We start from the raw sequence: 18,666 nt of genomic DNA, 5'->3' as shown, positions 1-18,666 counted from the left end.
GGCGCGCGGGACTCCGGAGTCAATGACATGTTGCCGATCGCCGTCGACATGTCTAGGCGAGCATACAGGGAGTATGCTCGCCTACCACAGGCAACATGTCACTTACAACGCGTGCCTTACCGACATATCTCCCCAAGCACCAACACACCTCTCTCTGCGTCTCAAGCTGCCATCCAGGAGTGCTGCATAGCTGACGCAACGGTACCGATCTGGTTCGGATCGCCGAGCCGCGGATCACCGGGCTGGATACCCGACCCCGTCGGCGACGTGGCCGGATCGAAGCTTGCCATGGCGGCGACCAATGTTGCCACGTCGGAATGGCTTAGCACCTTGCCGTCGCCCGATTTGATCGTCTCGACGACATTTCCCGGACCGGCGAACCAGCCGTTGACTGTCACCTTGTCGGTTGTGCCCAACACCGAGACAACCAGGTTGTTACCCTGCTGGCTGAACCAGAGCTCGTTCCAGTCGATGCCAGTGCCGAAATCCAGCTCGTCATTGTCATTATAGGCGCCGGATTCGGTGATCGTGTCTGCGCCTCCGCCCCCGCCAAAATTGTAAACGTCGTTGCCGGTCCCGCCGACCATGCTGTCGTTTCCGGTGCGCCCGTAAAAGACATCGTTGCCGGCATTGCCGTTGAGCGTTTCGTTGCCGCCAGCGAGACCGAAAATAATATCGGCCTCTCCGCTGCCGTTGACCGTCGCGCCGAGTGCACCGGCGACAAAAAGGTTCAGCGTGCCGACACCCTCAATGGAAATCTTTTCGATTTTGGCGGCATCGGTCTTTTGCTGGTTCAGCTGAATGCTGTCCCCACCGGCGATGCTCATGAGCAGGTTATCGTTGCCTACGCCTGTCCAAGAGAAGGCAATGTCGCTGACTTTGATACCGCCTTCGAGGACAAGTGTATCACTGCCGGAAGATGCCACCAGTTTCAGCAGGCTGCTGGTGCTCGTTTGCCAGAGATAGCCCCCTATCCATGTATTGGTGTAGCCGTTGACGCCGTTGAGGGAAACACCCAAAGCTTGCGCCGCGGCGGTGTCGGCTGCCGCGCTCGTTGCGACCATGCTGAAGTCTTCGATGGTGTCGTTCCCGTCACCGCGCCGGAACACGTAGCGGTCGCTGCCGGCCACACCGTTTTGATAGTCGCTGCCGGCCCCTCCAACCAGCGTGTCGTCGCCATCCATTCCCAAGAGGGAATCGTTACCAGCGCCGCCGTAAATGACGTCAGTCCCGGAATTGCCCCACAGCTGTTCGCCGCCACCGAGACCGAAGATGAGGTTGGAACCGGTGCCGGCATTGAGCGTTGCGCCGGCGCCCGAGGCGACGTTTAGGTTCATCGTGCCGAGCCCGTCGAGCGTGATCTTTTCGATCTTCGAAACGGAAAGGGCCTGCTCGGCGATCTGTATGGCGTCGCCCGCGGGGCCACCCGCTATGGTGATGTAGAGATTTTCATTGGTAGCCCCGATCCAGGAGAAGGAAAGATCCTCGGCCTTGATGCCGCCTTGGAGCACCAGTGTGTCGGTCCCGGACGACGCGACGAGCTTCAGCAAGCTGCTGCTGCCGGTATCCCAGGCATAGCCCCCGATCCAGGTGCCCATGATGCCGCCTTGATAGATGCCAAGCGCCTGCGCGGCATCTTTATCTGCTTGGGCGGTTGTTACCACCATGTTGAAATCAATCACCGTGTCGGCTCCATCGCCACGGCGGAAGATCATCTGATCGCTGCCGTCGCCGCCGTCCATCAAGTCGCTGCCAAGACCGCCAACGAGTGTGTCGTCTCCTGCAGCGCCCGCGAGAACGTCATTGCCAGCACCGCCATAGACCCTGTCCGCTCCGGAGTTGCCGATCAACGTCTCATTCCCGGATAGACCGAAAATGATGTTGGAGCCGGTGCCGGCGTTGACGGTGGCACCCGCCGACACAGCCACGTTGAGATTCATGGTGCTGAGGCCGTCGAGCGTCAGCTTTTCGACATGACCGGCGAAACGCTGCTGAATGAGATTAATGCTGTCGCCCGCGGGGCCACCCGCGATGCTGATCAGGAGATTGCCGCTGTCCGAACCAGTCCAGGAAAACGACAAATCGCCGGCGCCCACGCCCTGCAGGACCAACGTGTCGCTGCCGGTCTCGATGCGCTTCAGAAGGAGGCTCGTGCTGGTTTGCCAATAATAGCCGCCGACCCATGTGTTGACAGTGTGGTTGGCGTCGACGCCTAGCGCTAACGCTGCATTGACATCGGATTGCAAGGACGTCGCGATATGGTCTTCGTCGTCGATCGTGTCACTGCCGTCGCCACGTTGAAAGATATACGTGTCGTCGTTGGCGCCGCCGTTCTCATAGTCATTTCCGGTGCCGCCATAGAAAATGTCATTGCCGGCAGCACCAACGAAGGCATCATGGCCCGCGCCACCATAGAACGTGTCATTGCCAGCTCCGCCATTGAGGATATTGTTGGCGGAATTGCCGGTCAGCACGTTGGCCGAGTTATTGCCCGTGCCATTGATGGCATCCGTGCCGATCAACGTGAGATTCTCTACATCCGCGTCGGAGATCGTGTAGGTGACGGAACTCAGCACCGTATCCGTGCCTTGGCTCGCTGCCTCGACAACCTGATCACCTACATTGTCGACAATGTAGGTGTCGTTGCCCGCGCCGCCATTCATCGTGTCGGCGCCGGTGCCGCCATCGAGAAGATCGTCGCCCGCACCGCCATTGAGCGTGTCAGTGCCCGCACCGCCCTGGATGTAGTCGTCGCCGACGCTGCCGGTAATGGTGTCGTTGGTCGTGCCGGTCGCCATAAACTGGACGCCTGATGGACCCGTGACGGTGCCCGTCCCGGTGGTGGCGTTCGCCGTTACCACCGAGGTCGATTGGCCATCGGCGCTGACATCCGTGGTCACGGTCTGCGTAACGACGCCGCTGGCGTTGTAGTCGGTGACGACCTTGCGGATCGATCCGTCGATGCGGGTGACAGCCGTTTCCCGGTGTTCATAGGTGCCGTTGTTATCGGCGTCCTTGAGCAGCGTTGTGGTCAGGCCGTCAGCACTGACGGTGATGGTGCCCTTGCCGGTGACAGCTCCGTTCCATTGCGTATGGTCCAGAATCTCAGTGACGACCGAGCCATCGATTTGCTGATGCGAAATAGCGGTGGTTTCGTAGCCCGCGACATTTGGAGCGGCCACGTTTACCGGACTGGCGCCGCTTTCATTGTAGTCGTAGTAATATTTCGTCGTCAGCCCATCCGCGCTGGTCTGAACGATAATCTGCTTGGCGATTGCCTGCTTGTAGTAGACGACGCCCGTAATAAGAAAAGCGACGTCGTTTCGCCTGTTGTAAAAGCCGTCCGTCATGGATCCGTCCGCCGCAACAATCGTGCTGTGCAGATTGTCGAAGCCGCCGCCGGTGGCGTCATAGTCCACGCCAGTCCAACTAGTGCGGCCATCCTCACTGGCATAGGTCGTCGTCTTGTTGATGAACGTATTGGCAGGCGTGACCACATCGATGGTCTTGGTCTCGGCTATGCCATTTCCAAGATTGGCGCGATTCACCTGGCGTTTCTGGTCAACGGTTCCGTTGCCATCGAAATCCCACTCCGATGTCGTCAGCAATCCGTCCGCGCTGGTCGAGATCTTGGTTATGCTCGTCTTGTGATTTGCCGCGCTGAAATCGGTGATTGTGGTCGTTGCCGAGCCGTCGACTGCCTTCGTCGTGACCTCCGTCTGATCGACGGTGCCGTCTCCATCCGCATCGCGGCTGGTCGTAATCGTCCTGCCATCGCCGCTCGTCGTCGTGATCTCGCGGTCCAGCAGCACTCCCGCGGTGGTGAGCCTGCTAACGGTTTCGACAATTCCTCCATCGGCCATTTTCCTGACGTCATCTATCGTGGTGCGATCGAAGCCAACCACGCCGTCGATGTCTTCCTGGGTGGTCGCAACCCTCCCATCGACACCTGTCGAGGTGACAAATTTGGAGAGCAGCGAACCATCGGCCTTGAGGTTGGTGACGGTGCGCGTCTTCGTGCCGTCGGCATTGACCGTGGTCACATCGGTCGCATCCTGGCTGAACGGATCTGCTCCGAAAATGTCCCAGTTCGTCGTGACCGACAGACCGTTGGCGCTCGCCGTCGTGACCAAGGTGCTGGCCAGCGTGGCACCCTCGAATTTGCTGACGGTAGAAACCGTTGAACCATCGGCGTTCAAAACCGCGACGTCAGTTTCCTTTCGGTCGTAGGTTGCATCACCGTTCAAGTCCCACTCTTTGGTCACCGAAAGCCTGTTCCCGGCGGTCGTTACTTTGGTCTGGTCGCTCAGAACAAGCGGAAGAGGTTGGCCCATCCACCCTGAACCCGCTTGATAGGTTTTGATCGTCTGGATCGTCGATCCGTCGATCCCGATTGCTGTATCACTGGTGGTCTTGTCCGAGGCCAGCGGCATGTAGTCGACTGAGGTCGACCCGTATTGTGTTACGGTGCTCAACCCGTCGGCGCTGATCGTTGTCGTCTTGCTAGTGGTGGACGGCGCCGTCGTGTAGGCGCCGGTCCCAAACGCATTGGTCGTCGTGTCCGGCCCGATTGTCGTTATCGTCACGCTGCCGTCTGCAGCCTCGACAGAAGTGGTCGTCAGATCGACCGCGCCATCCCCGTTCACGTCCCTGGTAACCGTCGTCGTCAGTTTGTCGGAGCTCACCGTGGTGACAGTCCGGCTTTCAAGCGAACCGTTCGCCTTCTTGTAGTCGACAGTCTCGGTCGTGCTGCCATTGGCGTTGAGCACGGTGACGTCGGTCTTGGAGCGGCTGGTGGTCGTGCCGGCACCTGCCCAGGTCACTGTCTTCGAGAGACCATTGGCGCTGGTGACGACGATGGTCCTGTCTTTCACGGCGCCGGCAGCGTCGATATCCGTGATGGTCTCGGTCTTGCTGCCGTCGGCGTTAAGCACGACGACATCGATGGTGGACTGGTCGATCGTGCCGTTGCCGTCGAGATCGGCTGCCAGCGTGCTGGACAAACCATTGGCACTGATTGTCAGCGTTGCCGATGAGGTCAGAATGCCGACTGCATAGGTGCGGTCAGTCTGTGTGGTGGAGCCATTGGCGTTGAGGACGATCAGGCTGGTTTCGTCGGTGGTTCCGTTGCCGTTGAGGTCGGTTGCGGTGTTGATCGTGTTGCCGTCCCCGCTGGTGATCCGCACTACGGTCGAAATTGTGGCGTTGTTGGCATTCTTGACCAGAGTAGAGTCTGTCTTCGACCCATCTGCCCCTAGAGCCGAGGCAGCGATCGTGGTCCGGTCGATGCTGCCGTTGCCATCACTATCGACCTGGGTTGACGACGACAGGGCATTGGCGGCAGTCGTTACAACGGTCTTGCCAATCAAGGCGCCTGTGCCACCAAGCGCCGAGACAGACCTGGTCCTCGAACCATCCGCACTGAGGACGGTGACGTCGCTGGACTTGCTCTCGACGGTACCGTTGCCATCGGCATCGACCTGGACATCGGTGCTCAATCCGTTCGCGGATTTGGCGACGATTGTCTTCGACAGCAGCGTGCCGTTGTTTGACGCCTCCGACGTCGTCGTGGTGCGGGTGCCCGTCGAGGCAATGACCGTCACCGCCTGGGTGATCGAATCGTAGACGCCGTCGCCATCGACATCCTGCTTGTCGGTTACTGTCAGGCCGTCGGCCGAAATTGTCGTCTCCGATTTGGCATGCTGGACGCCATTGCGATCCGTGTCGGATATGGTGGTGACCTGGCTGCCGTCGGCATTCAGCACGTCGATCTGTGTCTGGTCGATCTTGGTGTCACCATTGAAGTCGATTTTGGTCGTGGTCGTCTTGCTGTCGCCACTGGTCGTTTCTTCCGCCTTGGCAAGCAGTGCGCCGCTACGGGCCGCGGTCGATGTGGTGACCGTTGTGCTGCCATCCGGACCGAGTACGGTCGCCGTCGTTGTAGAGCGGTCGGCCAACCCATCGCCATCGATGTCGTCAGCCGCTGTTTTGGTCAGTCCGTTGGCGCTGGCCACAGTCGTGGTGCTGGCGATCAGCGTACCGTTAGCACTCCTTGTCGTCAGTGTGCGCGTATGATTGGCGTTATATGCCGTCACATCGGTGACCACGACGTCATAAATGCCATCTCCGTCCAGATCCGTCTTGCTGGTCACTGACGCGCCGCTGGGCGAGATCTGGTCGAGGGTTTTGCCGACAAGCGAGCCGTCCGGATTGAACAGGCTGGTGGTCGATGTCGTGACGCCCGCGCCATCGACGACGATGGTCTTGACAGAATCCAGATGGCCATCGCCATCAGCATCGGTGGCGACCGTAATCGTCCTGTGGTCGGCACTAGTGCTGGTGGTGGAGGAAGACAGCAGCGAACCATCACGGGTTTTCACCTGCAGCGTCTCACTCGTGCTGCCGCCGGATCCGAGGAGCTTCACATTGGACGACACGATGTCGACAAGTCCGTCGCCATCGAGATCGGTCGACACCGTCACCACCTGCCCATTGGCGCTGGTGGTGGTCGTTGTCTTGTCGACCAACGCGCCGGTGCCAGTCAGCTCCGAGACCGTCCGGGTTTTCGAACCATCCGCATTGAGAACAACGACGTCGCTGGATCTGCCTTCGACAATGCCGTTGCCATCAGCGTCGATCTGCACGTCGATGCTCAGGCCGTTCGCCGATACGGCGGAGACGGTCCTGGCCAGCAATGTGCCATTGGCCGATGTCTGGGTGGTGGTCGTCGTGCGCGTCCCGTTTGCGCCGATAACGGTCACAGCCTGGCTGATTGCATCATAGACGCCGTCGCCATTGGCGTCTTGCTTGTCGGTCACGGTCAGGCCGTCGGCCGAAATTGTGGTCTCCCGCTTGCCATGCTGTACGCCGTTGCTGTCGGTGTCGGACACGGTGGTAACCATGCTGCCATCAGCATTGACGACATCGATTTGCGTCTGGTCGATCTTGGTGTCGCCGTCGGCATCGATCTTGGTCGTTACCGTCTTGCGATCGGCGCTGATCTTCACTTCGGTCTTGGCAAGCAGGGCGCCATTGGCGCTGGTTTCCGTGGCCGTGACCGTACGGCTGCCATCCGCCCCAAGCACGGTCGCCCTCACCGTTGTTCGGTCCGCTGTTAGATCATTGTCGATATACTCGCGCACCGTCTGGGCCAGGCCATCTGCGCTCGTCGTCGTGGCCGTCTTTGCGACCGCCGCGCCGGCGACATCGAAAGCCGACACGGTGCGCGTCCGGTTGCCGGACGCATCCAGTGTCGTCACATCGTTTGTCGTCACCTCATAGTTACCCGACTGGGTGGCGTTCTCGTCGCCGTCGAGGTCGACATAGCTGCTCCGCGAAAGGCGATCGTCAGAAATCACGTCGACCTGCTTGCCCCTGAGCGAGCCGTTGGCATTGAACATGTTGACGGTCGATCGCGTGACGCCATCGCTGCCGACCACGATGGTCTTGAGCGTATCGACGTGACCGTCGCCATCAGCGTCGGTGGAGATCGAAACGGTGTTGCGGTCAGCACTGGTGCTGGCGGTTGCGCTGGACAGCAACGTGCCGTCGCGGCTTTTGAGCTGCTGGGTTTGCGACGTGCTGCCGCTGGCGCCGATAACCGTCATATCCGAAGAGACGATATCATACAGTCCATCGCCATTCAGGTCGGTCGAGACCGTCTTGGTCAGGCCGTCGGCGCTGGTGGTGGTGGTTGTTTTGCCGATCAGGGCGCCGTTGCCGGCCAGCGACGACACGGTGCGTGTCCTCGAGCCGTCGGCATTGAGCACGGTGGTGTCGTTCGCCTTGCCATCGACGGTGCCATTCCCATCGGAATCGACCTGGATATCGACGACCAGACCATTTGCCGAAGCGGCGCCGATCGTCTTCGACACCAGCGTGCCGTTGCTTGACGTCTCCGACGTTGTCGTGGTGCGGGTGCCATTCGACCCGATGACGGTGACGGCCTGAGTGATATCGTCGTAGACGCCGTCGCCATTGACGTCCTGCTTGTCGATTACGGTCAGGCCATCGGCGGAAACCGTCGTTTCCGACTTGGCGTGCTGCACGCCGTTGCTGTCGGTGTCGGACATGGTGACGATCTGACTGCCATCGCTGTTGGTGGTGGCAATCTGCGTGCGGTCAATCTTGGTGTCGCCATCGGCATCGATCTTGGTGGTGACCGTCTTCCGGTCGGCGCTTGTCTTCGCCTCGGTCTTGGCCAGAACAGCGCCGCTGGTGCTGGTCGTCGTCGCGGTCACCGTGCGGCTACCATCGCCGCCAAGCACCGTGGCCTGCACCGTGGTGCGGTCGACGATGCCGTCGGCGTTGATGTCGTCCTTCGTCGTCTGCGTCAGGCTGTCGGCGCTGGTGGTGATGGCCGAACTGCCGATCAACGTGCCATTGGCGCTCCTGGTCGTGACGGTGCGCGTGCGATTGCCGGAACCATCTGTGGTCGTTACGTCGGTGACGACCTTGTCGTAGGTTCCGTCGCCGTCTATATCGGCCTTGCTGGTCAGCGACAGGCCATCAGCCGAGACCTGATCGAAGGTCTTGCCGACCAGCGAACCATCCGCATTGTACATGCTGACGATTGACGTGGTTACGCCGGCGCCATCGACCTCGATGGTCTTGACGGCATCGTTGTGGCCATCGCCATCAGCATCCGAAACGATGGAGATCGTCTTGCGGTCGGCGCTCGTGTTGGTGATGGTGCTGGACAGCAAGGTGCCGTCGCGGCCTTTGACCTGCTGCGTTTGCGCCAGGCTGCCGCCGCTGCCAACCACCGTCACATCCGACGAGACGCTGTCATTCAGCGCATCGCCATTGAGATCGGTCGAGGCCGTCTTGCTCAGGCCGTCGGCGGTGGTGGTAACGACCGTCTTGCCGAGCAGCGCATTGGTCGAACTGTAGGTGGAAACCGTGGTGACCGAAGCGCCACCAGCGCCATTAGTGATGGCGGTGACATCTCGGGTTTCATAGGTGCCGCTGCCGTCGCGGTCGTGCGAGACAGTGCGTGTGCGGCCATCGGCGCTGGTGACGGTCTGCTCCTTGTCGATGAGCGTACCGCCGCTGCTGGTTTCAGCAACTGTCTTGGTGCGCGTGCCGTCGCCGGCAATAACCGTTGTCTCGGTACTGGTCAGATCAAAAACGCCGCTACCGGTGGAATCGCTCTGCACTGTCTTGGTGAGGCCATCGGCCGACGCCGATGTCACCACCTTGCGAAGCAAAGTGCCGTTAACGCTGTTTTCTGAAACCGTGGTTCCCGTCGAGCCGTTGGCACTCCTGACATAGACTTGCGTCTGGTCGGCGGTGCCGTCGCCATCCTGGTCGAGCGCAGTCGTCACCGTCATCTTGTCGGCGCTGGTTGTCGTTGTCGTGCGCTCAGCGACCGAACCGTCGGTGTTGAAATCGGTGACGACGCGCTGCCGCACGCCCGCCGTAACGGTCGTGACATCGGTCTGCGAGGTCTCATAGGTGCCGTTGCCGTCATTGTCGAACTGCGTCGTTTTCGACAGGCCATCGGCGCTCACCGTGATGCGGTTCCGGAACGCCAGCGTGCCGTCCTTGTCATAGCCGCCAAGCGTGGTGGTCTTCGAGCCGTCGCCATTGGTGACGGTGGTGCTCTGGAGGATGTAGCCATTGGCGTCCGACGCCAGAATGGCATTGCCGACAGCGCCCGTGCTGCCATCAGTCTTCGTATAGGTCGCCGTACCGGTGATGGACGAGCCATCGGCAAAATTCTGGCCGCTGCCGGTCGCCGTCAGCCCGATCGAGGCAATGCCCAGCGAAGCCAGCGAGACAAGCTGGCCATTGACCACCACCTTGAAATCCGACCAGCGGGCGTCGCCGGCGTCGAGCAGGCCGTTGTGATTGGTGTCGAAGACGCTCTTCAGCGCGTCGAGATCGCTCGCCGCCGTGGGGTCCCATTCAGTGAAGGCAAATTCGCTGGAGCGGCTGACCTTGCCGTCGCCATCGGCGTCGAGCACCAGCACACCATTCCCGTCGCCCGCCCAGGCAGTGCGGTGCTGATAGCCATCACCATCGAGATCGAGGAACTGCGAGGAGGTCGAAAGCGTGTCGACAGACAGACCATTGCCGGACAGATCGAGCAGAACGGGTTTGCCGGCTCGGCCACCCGCCCCGGCGTGGCTGGCTGCGCTGCTGCTGTAATTGCCGTGACGGTCATTGCCAGTGGTATTATAGCCACCGGAGTTATCAACGCCGCTTCCTTTGCCGCCGGGGCTCGCATTGCTCGTATGATCGGACTTGCCTACGCCAGTTACATTGGTAACCCGCTTGTTCAAGTTCGGGTCGTTTACATTATAATTTTGCTGAGCTGCGTATGTTAGAGCCTTCGCCCGAGCTGCCGCAGGCGACAATCCATCCGCCAATGCCTGCTGAGCAACCGCGCCGACTTTGTCAATCGGGGCGGAGCGGTCTGTGTAGCCCATGCCGGGGACGTAAATCAGTGCAGGGGCAACTATGGGAGGGGCCACACGGCGTGCGGCCGGTTTTGTGGCAGGCGCGCGCTTTGCGCGAGGCTTCGCCACAGCAGATGGAGTATAGATGTAATTGAGAATTGTGGTCGGTGTAACTGGAGTATAGTCCGGAGTCGGCATAGCAAGCACCCCGGTCGCCAGATCAACAACCGGGGTTGGCGTATAGGCTATCGTTCCAAGCGGCACACCTCCAAGAAAATCAGGAGAATACGGAGAATACGCCGGGGGCTCATAACTAACTTTGTGGGGCGTCGGACTGTAAGTCGGTTTGGCAGAAGTGCCAGGTGTGGCCACTCTATCCGGCGCCCGCGCGTCACGGTCGTCAGCCGCCATTCGCGCTGCATCCCGGTCCTCGCGCGCGTCGTGTACGCGACCCAAGGCTGCCTGTTGGCCTAGGGCGTCACGCCGCGACGCTTCGCCGATAGCGGCCTCGCCCCTGTAGCCCGCGAAGCCGGAAACGTTGGTCGTGGCGGCAACGCCCGCTGCCGCGCGCTGCGACGCCTCGCCGATAGCGGCCTCGCCCCTGTAGCCCGCGAAGCCGGAAGCGTTGGTCGTGGCGGCAACGCCCGCTGCGGCGCGCTGCGACGCTTCGCCGATAGCGGCCTCGCCCCTGTAGCCCGCGAAGCCGGAAACGTTGGTCGTGGCGGCAACGCCCGCTGCCGCGCGCTGCGACGCCTCGCTGATCGCGGCTTCGCCCCTGTAGCCCGCGAAGCCGGAAACGTTGCTCGTGGCGGCAACGCTCGCAGCCGCGCGCCGCGACGCCTCGCTGATAGCGGCTTCGCCCCTGTAACTCGCAAAGCCGGAAACGTTGGTGGTGGCCGCGATGCCCGCTGCACGCGCGGCAGCCGCATCATCGCGCGCGTCCAGACTATGTGCAGCTTGCGCTTCGGCTTTTGCCGCATTTGCAGCACGCGCCGCATTTGAAGCGTTGTACCGATCTAGTAAACCCTGCCCAACAACGTTATAGCCTCCCGGAACCACCGACAAAGCGTCAAGCATATTAGTCTCATACCCAAGTGGCACGGTAGGACTACGATCAATCAATAGCGCCGACGAAACGCGCGCCGCTGGAACCTCAGGCGCGTACGGTATATCTTCTTCTTTGGCTATGCCGTAAAATCCTATCGTGGCGTAGTCAGGTAGACCGAGTCCGATTTGTCCAGTGACGCTCTTGTCAACAAAATTGTAAAATCCTCCCACATCGACAGGGGAAGGCGCTCCAGTCGGGACACCAAAACCGACGCCAACATTTTTTTGAAAATGGAGCCCGCTCGTAAACCCAACAGTGAATCCAACGGAAGAATACGCAGCTACACCAGCAGACACGGAGTGGATTGCGCTAACGGACAGCCCGCTGTTAGCATTATATCCTACACTAAGCCCAACAGTTAATCCCTGCGCGTAAAAACCAAATTCTTGTGCCTGAAAGGACTTAAATGTCTTCTCTGCCATAGATGCCTCCGCCAGATTTAATTCGTTCAACTTTCATTTTCGTATTTTGTCCTTATTTCTTTCCATATTAACCTATAAATAGGGCTATTCATTAATATGTGTCTGTAAGATGCATCTTTTAATAAAAACCTCGACGCGACGGAAATGAGAAAGCTCCCTATACTGAAAGGAAAAATGGCAATTGCAGTGAATCCAGAGGTGTAAAATATAAGTTTATACCAGTCTGAGTATTGAGATTCGTACAATTTTAGCACAGAAATAGTCATGCTAACAGCCATACACAACATGAATAGTAATACCATTATGCCGTTAGATTTTCTTGTCATGATCTGTGCAAAATTTCCTGCTCTAGCTGATACGATCAGAATTAGATGGATGCCAAACAAGAGCCGCAGCCCTCGCGTGTCCGTTTGATTGAAACTCGACTGAAACCCAAACGAACATGGGAAGCCCCTCAGTCGAGATAGCACGATGCTTCGGCCGCCATTCGACAGTGCCGCACTGTCACAAACGTGGATCAGGCCAAACGCAATTACAACGTTCACCGCTTATGGAATGCTCGATCGCCAATGGCGATCGAGCAGAAAGTCCAGCACCCACCGCAGGCAGCCAGTCTTAGCCTCGACCTTCCCTGATACAGACCTCAGCAGATCTCGCCCCGCCAAATGGATCGATGTCTCGTTCAATACAAAACGCATTGGCAACAACCACCCCGGGACTCGCGCATCATCCCCCCCTGCCCATGGATAAACACGAAACGTCCGCTAGCCGGATATACATCAGATAGCTCCAATGCGCCGTATAAACCAAGTCTCCTCCTCCCGAGAGACTTAAGTGCGCGACGTTGTCATGTACAGGCTAAGGCCCGATGCGACCTCAAGTCAATAGATCGGACTTATACTCTCGAGGATTCTTGCATCGACGCACGGGGCGGACAGCCCCCCGCAGTCTTTTGCGCTACACATCAATGACATATCCACCTCCCAGCACCCTCGCACCACCGGCTCGCAACAGGCGGTCCGTCTCCTTGATCGCCGTGCCCGTTGTGACATGGATAAGGACGTGCTTGGCGTTGCGGCTTTTCGACCACAGCACGATGCCGCGCACCAGACGCGTGAACACTTTGGCCGACAGGAAGCGGCTGCAGCGTTGCGTGTCGACGGCGATGAGGTGTGTCGTGGTCATCAATCCGCCTTCGCCGATTATGTATTCGCCGGCCGAAAACCATGCCAGGCCGACCAGTTCGCCCCTTGCCTCGGCCACGATCACGCACTCGTTGGGCGGCGAACTCCTGACCTGCTTTTCAAGCTCGTCGAACTTGCTCTCGGAAAACGGGAAAGCGGCAAAGATGGTTCGCTGATGAAATTGGCGAACAAGGGACCGTACCGCCGCCCAGTCTCCATCTTCAGGCAGCCGCACATGAACGATGCTCGGCTTAGGGCTCCGCTTTGCGCCTTCGGCTTGCTTCAAAGTCTCCGCCTCACCGCTCATGAAACGCCTCGTCCGTCATTTCCATCAGCGGATCGAGCAGATACTCCAGCACCCGTTTGTTGCCGGTCTTGACCTCCGCCGTCACCGACATGCCCGGCGTCAGCAGCACGTCGTTGCCCTCGACCCTTATCGACGTCTCGTTGAGCGTAATGCGCACCGGAAACACCAGCGGGCCGGAGGCGTCACGAGCTATGTCGGCGCTGGCCGCCGGCATCTGCGGCGCGCCGGCGGGGATGGCGTCGTTGGAGACGGTCAGCACCTTGCCGTCGAGCGTGCCGTAGCGGGTGAAGGGGAAGGCTTCCAGCTTCACCCTGACGTCCTGCCCCTCATGCACAAAACCCTTGTCGCGGTTGAGCAGCATCGCCTCGATCTCGAGCTTCGTGCCGTCGGGCACCACCACCATCAGCTTCTGGCCGGTCTGCACCACTTCGCCAAGCGTGTTGACCTCCAGCTGCTGGATGCGGCCGGCGACCGGCGATTTCAGCCGGCTTGCGCGTTCGAACAGTTCGGCCTTGGCAAGATCCTGTTGAAGCACGCCGATCGAGCGGTCGACCTCGATCAGCTCGGTGGCGACCTTGTCGAGATAGGCGTCGCGGCGGGCGCGCTTTTGCGCGGCGAGCGTTCTGAGCGTCGCTTCGAGTTCGGCGATGTGGCCCTCATCGGCCACCGTCGCCATCAACTGGTCCTGCTCGCCCTGCCGCGCCTCGATCGTGCTGGTCTTGATGCCGACCTTGCGCTTCTCCAGTTCCTTGTAGACATCCAGCCGGTCGCCGGCGAGCGCGACCAGCTTGCGCCGCTCGACCAGCGTCTTGTCGGCGCGCTCGATCTCGATGCGCTTCTGCGCCATCTCGGCTTCGAGGCTTTCCTGCTCCGACTGGTAGGCGGCAAGCGACTGGTGCATCTGCAGGCGCTGCAGCGCGACAAGCGGCGCCGGCGCATTTGCCGGCACGACAAACGCAGATTCCGTCGCCGGCGTGCCGTCGGCCACCGCCTCGACCAGCGCCTCCAGCCGCGCCTTGGACACTTCGGCCGCGGCGAGGTTGCCGGCGTTCTTCTGCCGCTCGGCGGCGTATTCGGCCGGCTCCAGCTCGACCAGCACGTCGCCCGCCGCGACATGGTCGCCCGCTTTGACATGCAGCGCCTTGACCGTGCCGGTGATCAGCGGCTCGATCACCTGCACCTTACCGATCGGGATCAGCTTGCCCTGGATCACGGCGTAGGTGTCGATGCGGCCAAACCACGACCAGGCAAGTGCTGCGACGGCAAACAGCATGATCAGCGCCGAGAAGATGCGCGCGGCCGGCGAGGCCGGTGTTTCCAGTATCTCGATCGCCGCTGCCTGGAAGGCGCGCTCGTCGCGGTTGAGCGTGGGGCGGCGCTTGTCTCCCGCCTCGCGGGCCACGCCTTCCCTGATGGCTTGCCAATAGCGGCCCATCGCCTACTCCGCCGCCTCGGCTGCCGGGCGCTGCTGGGCCTGCAGCCGGTAGAGCTGGGCATAGCGGCCGTTGAGCAGCAGCAGCTCGTCATGCGTGCCCTGCTCGGTGATGCGGCCGGCCTCGATGGTGATGATGCGGGTGGCGTCGCGCAGGGCCGCCAGCCGGTGCGCGATGATGAACACGGTGCGGCCCTTGGCCATCAGCCGCATGTTCTGCTGGATAACATATTCGGACTCGTAGTCGAGCGCGCTCGTCGCCTCGTCGAACAACAGGATGCGCGGATTGGTGACGAGTGCGCGGGCAATGGCGATGCGCTGGCGCTGACCGCCGGAAAGGTTGGAGCCGCGCTCTTCCAGCACCGTGTCGTAGCCGGATTTGAGCTGCAGGATGAAGTCGTGCGCACCCGACAGCTTTGCCGCCTGGATCACCCGCTCCAGCGGCAGCGCCGGGTCGGCCAGCGCGATGTTCTCGCGCACGGTGCGGCGGAAAAGGATGTTTTCCTGCAGCACGACGCCGATCTGGCGGCGCAGACTGCGCGGATCGATCAGCGCCAGGTCGACACCGTCGATCAGCACGCGGCCGCGCTCCGGCACATGCAGCCGCTGCAACAGCTTGGCCACCGTGCTCTTGCCGGAGCCGGACGGACCGACAATGCCGATGATCTCGCCGGGCGTGGTCTGGAACGAGACGTCGCTCAAGATCTCGCGCTCGCCCGGCCGGTACCGAAACGTGACGTGATCGAAGGCGGCATGGCCCGATATCTTGCGCAGCGAGCCCTGTCCGCCGCCGCCTGCTATCTCGACCGGCGCGTTGAGGATGTCGCCCAGACGGTCGACGGAAATGCGCACCTGCTGCAAATCCTGCCACAGCTGCGCCAGCCGCAGCACCGGGCCGGAAACACGCCCTGCCATGATGTTGAAGGCGACCAGCTGGCCGACCGTCATGTCGCCTGACACTACGGCGCGCGCGCCGAACCACATGGTGGCGACAATCACCGCCTTGGATATGAGTTGGGCAGTATTGGAGGCGAAGTTGGCGAGCCTGGCGGTACGGAAGCCGGCGCCGACATAGCCGGCGAGCTGGTCCTCCCAGCGGCGCTGCATCTGCGGCTCCACCGCCATCGCCTTCAGCGTTTCGACACCGACGATGGACTCGACCAGAAACGTCTGGTTCTCGGCGCCGCGGTTGAACTTTTCCTCGATGCGGCGGCGAAACTCCGGCGTCACCGCCATCGACAGGATGACGTAAGCCGGGATCGAACAGATGACGATCAGCGTCAGCCACGGGCTGTAGAGATACATGACGGCGAGGAAGACGAACAGGAACAGCACGTCGAGCAAAACCGTGAGCGCCGAGCCGGTGAGGAAGGCGCGGATGTTTTCCAGCTCATGCACGCGCGCCACGGTCTGGCCGGTCTGCCTGGCTTCGAAATAGGCGATCGGCAGGCCAAGCAGATGGTGGAACAGCTTGGCGCCCAGCGCCACGTCGATGCGGCTGGTGGTGTGGATGGTGGTGTAGGTGCGAAGCCCGGTGAGCAGCACCTCGAACATCGACACCGCCGACAGGCCGATGATCAACACCTCCAGCGTTGTCATCCCGTTGTGGACCAGCACCTTGTCGATCACCAGCTGGAAGAAGATTGGCGAGATCAGGCCGAGCAGTTGCACGAAGAACGAGGCGAGCAATACCTCGGCGAAAATCCAGCGGTAGCGGATGATTTCGGGAATGAACCAGGAGAAATCGAAACGGCGCGAAAACCCTTGCGCGAAGGCGCGGCTGGTGACGAGGACGACATAGCCGCTCCACAGCGCCTCGAAGTCGGCCCGCCCCAGTTCCTGCGGCGCTCCCGTATGCGGATCCTGGAGCAAGACCTTGCCGGGCGACAGTGCCGCCAGAATGGCGAAGCTGCCATCGGTCTTTTCGATGATCGCCGGCAGCGGCAGCCGGTCCAGCCGCTTTGGCGACGGCCTGGCGATCCTGGCCTTAAGCTTCAGCCGCTTTGCCGCCCGCACGATGTCGACGCGGTCGGCGACCCGCTCGCCCAGACCAAGGTCGTGGCGAATGGCGTCGGGGTCGGCCGGCTGACGCAAATACTGCGTCATCAGCGTCAAGCAAATGACGCCGCTGTCCAGCCCGACGACTATCGGCGTCACGGAATTCACTTACCCCCCGGTAAGTATGAGGATGTTGCCTTTCTTATCTTTGCTACAGTTCAATATCGGGCGCAACTAACGTGCGAAGAAAATTTTCGGCTATCCCTTATATTAGCTGGAAACGATGTGATACCATTGCCCGCCGAGCGAACGTCTTCAGTGCCGCCTATGATTCAGCACTACAGCGCCAGCAGTCGACAGCAGCGTGGTTGGCCCGGTCCCCAGAACACAGGCCGCTGTCCGATGTACCAAGCCCTTGCAGCGTGGCCTCGGAAGGTTCAGTGGGGCCGACTATGGAATTCTTCAGTTAGCCCAGGAGGGCCGTGGGGCGGGGGCCTTAGTCGGATGGTCGATTAGAACCTGCGGAAAGCCTTCAAGAATACGGGCAGACTAGACGCCGGGGCCGACCCAGGATATCCCGCGGAACATCCGTATTGGAGCGGTCGATCGTCGGCAAACGAGCGTCCGAAGCGGGGCTGTGGGCGGCTACGTCGTGGGGACGAAAAAAGAAGAGAAGCAGAGCTTTCGTGTGCGATTTTTGCACACGGTCTTCCGTAACTATCTGATTTTATGGACGACCCGCCCTACTACCTCGGACAAATTGCTCCGACTTGCTGTCACGCCGCATGTCGACGATAGCAAAAGAACGCCTCCTGGATAGTGGGTCTCACGACGTAGCGGTCTCCCGCTACCATCACGTTATAGTGTATAATCAATAGCTTATTACTCGACCCACAGCGCGATTTTCGCTCAACTTCCCGTCGCGCGTGTTGCAATCGCTTTCCGGTGATTTCCACCGGTTTCCTCTGACTGTCGGCGAATCCACATGAGACGCAACATGGATTGACGCTACGCGTAGCCGGAGCACTGCTTAGAATTCAGGGAACCACATAATGAAACGAGTATGGGCAAAGGCCCTGCTAGCATCGGTTTTGGCTTCCTCGCAGCTAGACGTAAGCGCTGGCGACGCGCGAACAATAAACAATCTTAACATTGAGATCGCTGCGAAGATGAACGTCGCCGAGAACATCTGCGACATCAATTTCGGCACCGGCCCGGGCAGCTTGGTGCACTTCGTAATGCTTGCTGCAGCAGAGCTTAGGGTCAGCGTCGACGCAGCGGCTCAGATGGCGGATGTGCGCTCCCGAGAAATCATGAAGTTCATCGTGTCAAACAACCGCACCGAAGAATTCTGTAAAAAGGCAAAGAGCGGGCCAATACCTCGACACAGGACGATTCCAATGCTTTGATCTTGCTTCCTTGGGAGGGGAGCACTTATGTTTCGTATCATCGCCGCGTTGGCGATCGCCGGCATTTTGATGCCGGCTGATCCGGCGTTGATCACCAGGCGCCCGGACCCTTCAACAGATGTTCCTTGGTCGACCATCCCGGTCGAGGGCTGCTGCAAAACGTGCTCGGCCGGCAAGGCATGCGGCGATAGTTGCATCTCGAGACAGAAGCGATGCCACAAGGCGCCCGGCTGTGCGTGTGATGGTTAGGAAATGAAGGCGGTTGCAAGTCACCCAATTACGGTGGGCTTTCTGACGTTCATCGCCAGCCTCTACTGGCGATACCATTTCAAAGTGTACGACGGGCATGTCGATCTTTGGCGAATAGAACCGTGAAGGTCGCGGGCGACCGAGAACAAAGACA

General features: G+C 60.4%; 5 protein-coding genes. 1 reads left to right on the top strand and 4 read right to left on the bottom strand.

From position 1 onward, the window contains the following. Positions 1-161: 161 nt before the first annotated feature. From NL532_RS15900 to NL532_RS15885, 4 genes are all read right to left on the bottom strand, one after another. Positions 162-11,480 carry an SPM autocatalytic domain-containing protein gene (locus NL532_RS15900; protein ID WP_286488142.1) on the bottom strand — a complete coding sequence of 3,773 codons (11,319 nt, stop codon included), beginning with the start codon at positions 11,478-11,480 and terminating at the stop codon, positions 162-164. A 1,410-nt stretch (positions 11,481-12,890) separates the two neighbouring features. Further along, positions 12,891-13,424, bottom strand: a complete 534-nt coding sequence (locus NL532_RS15895) for a GNAT family N-acetyltransferase (protein ID WP_023829923.1) — start codon at positions 13,422-13,424, stop codon at positions 12,891-12,893. Continuing rightward, positions 13,414-14,859 (bottom strand): HlyD family type I secretion periplasmic adaptor subunit, encoded by a 1,446-nt coding sequence (locus NL532_RS15890; RefSeq protein WP_023829922.1) that lies wholly within the window; start codon positions 14,857-14,859, stop codon positions 13,414-13,416. Before NL532_RS15890 ends, NL532_RS15895 begins: the two co-directional genes overlap by 11 nt. A 3-nt stretch (positions 14,860-14,862) precedes the next feature. After that, positions 14,863-17,022, bottom strand: coding sequence for a type I secretion system permease/ATPase (locus tag NL532_RS15885; RefSeq protein ID WP_023829921.1), 2,160 nt, complete (start codon positions 17,020-17,022; stop codon positions 14,863-14,865). 1,001 nt (positions 17,023-18,023) lie between these two features. Between NL532_RS15885 and NL532_RS15880 the strand changes: the two genes are divergently transcribed. Next, positions 18,024-18,263: a hypothetical protein gene (locus NL532_RS15880; RefSeq protein WP_155923880.1), complete on the top strand. Its 240-nt coding sequence runs from the start codon at positions 18,024-18,026 to the stop codon at positions 18,261-18,263. Positions 18,264-18,666 lie beyond the last annotated feature (403 nt).

It is taken from the genome of Mesorhizobium sp. C120A (assembly GCF_030323105.1).
In the GTDB taxonomy this organism is placed as follows: Bacteria; Pseudomonadota; Alphaproteobacteria; order Rhizobiales; family Rhizobiaceae; genus Mesorhizobium.
The sequence above is the reverse complement of the archived record's forward strand: the minus strand, read 5'-3'. Positions and strand labels throughout refer to the sequence as shown.

Bases quoted from the DNA above. Each gene is read 5' to 3' on its own strand.
- NL532_RS15890 (WP_023829922.1), bottom strand. From the start codon at position 14,859: ATGGGCCGCTATTGGCAAGCCATCAGGGAAGGCGTGGCCCGCGAGGCG.
- NL532_RS15895 (WP_023829923.1), bottom strand. From the start codon at position 13,424: ATGAGCGGTGAGGCGGAGACTTTGAAGCAAGCCGAAGGCGCAAAGCGG.
- NL532_RS15880 (WP_155923880.1), top strand. From the start codon at position 18,024: ATGAACGTCGCCGAGAACATCTGCGACATCAATTTCGGCACCGGCCCG.
- NL532_RS15900 (WP_286488142.1), bottom strand. From the start codon at position 11,480: ATGCTTGACGCTTTGTCGGTGGTTCCGGGAGGCTATAACGTTGTTGGG.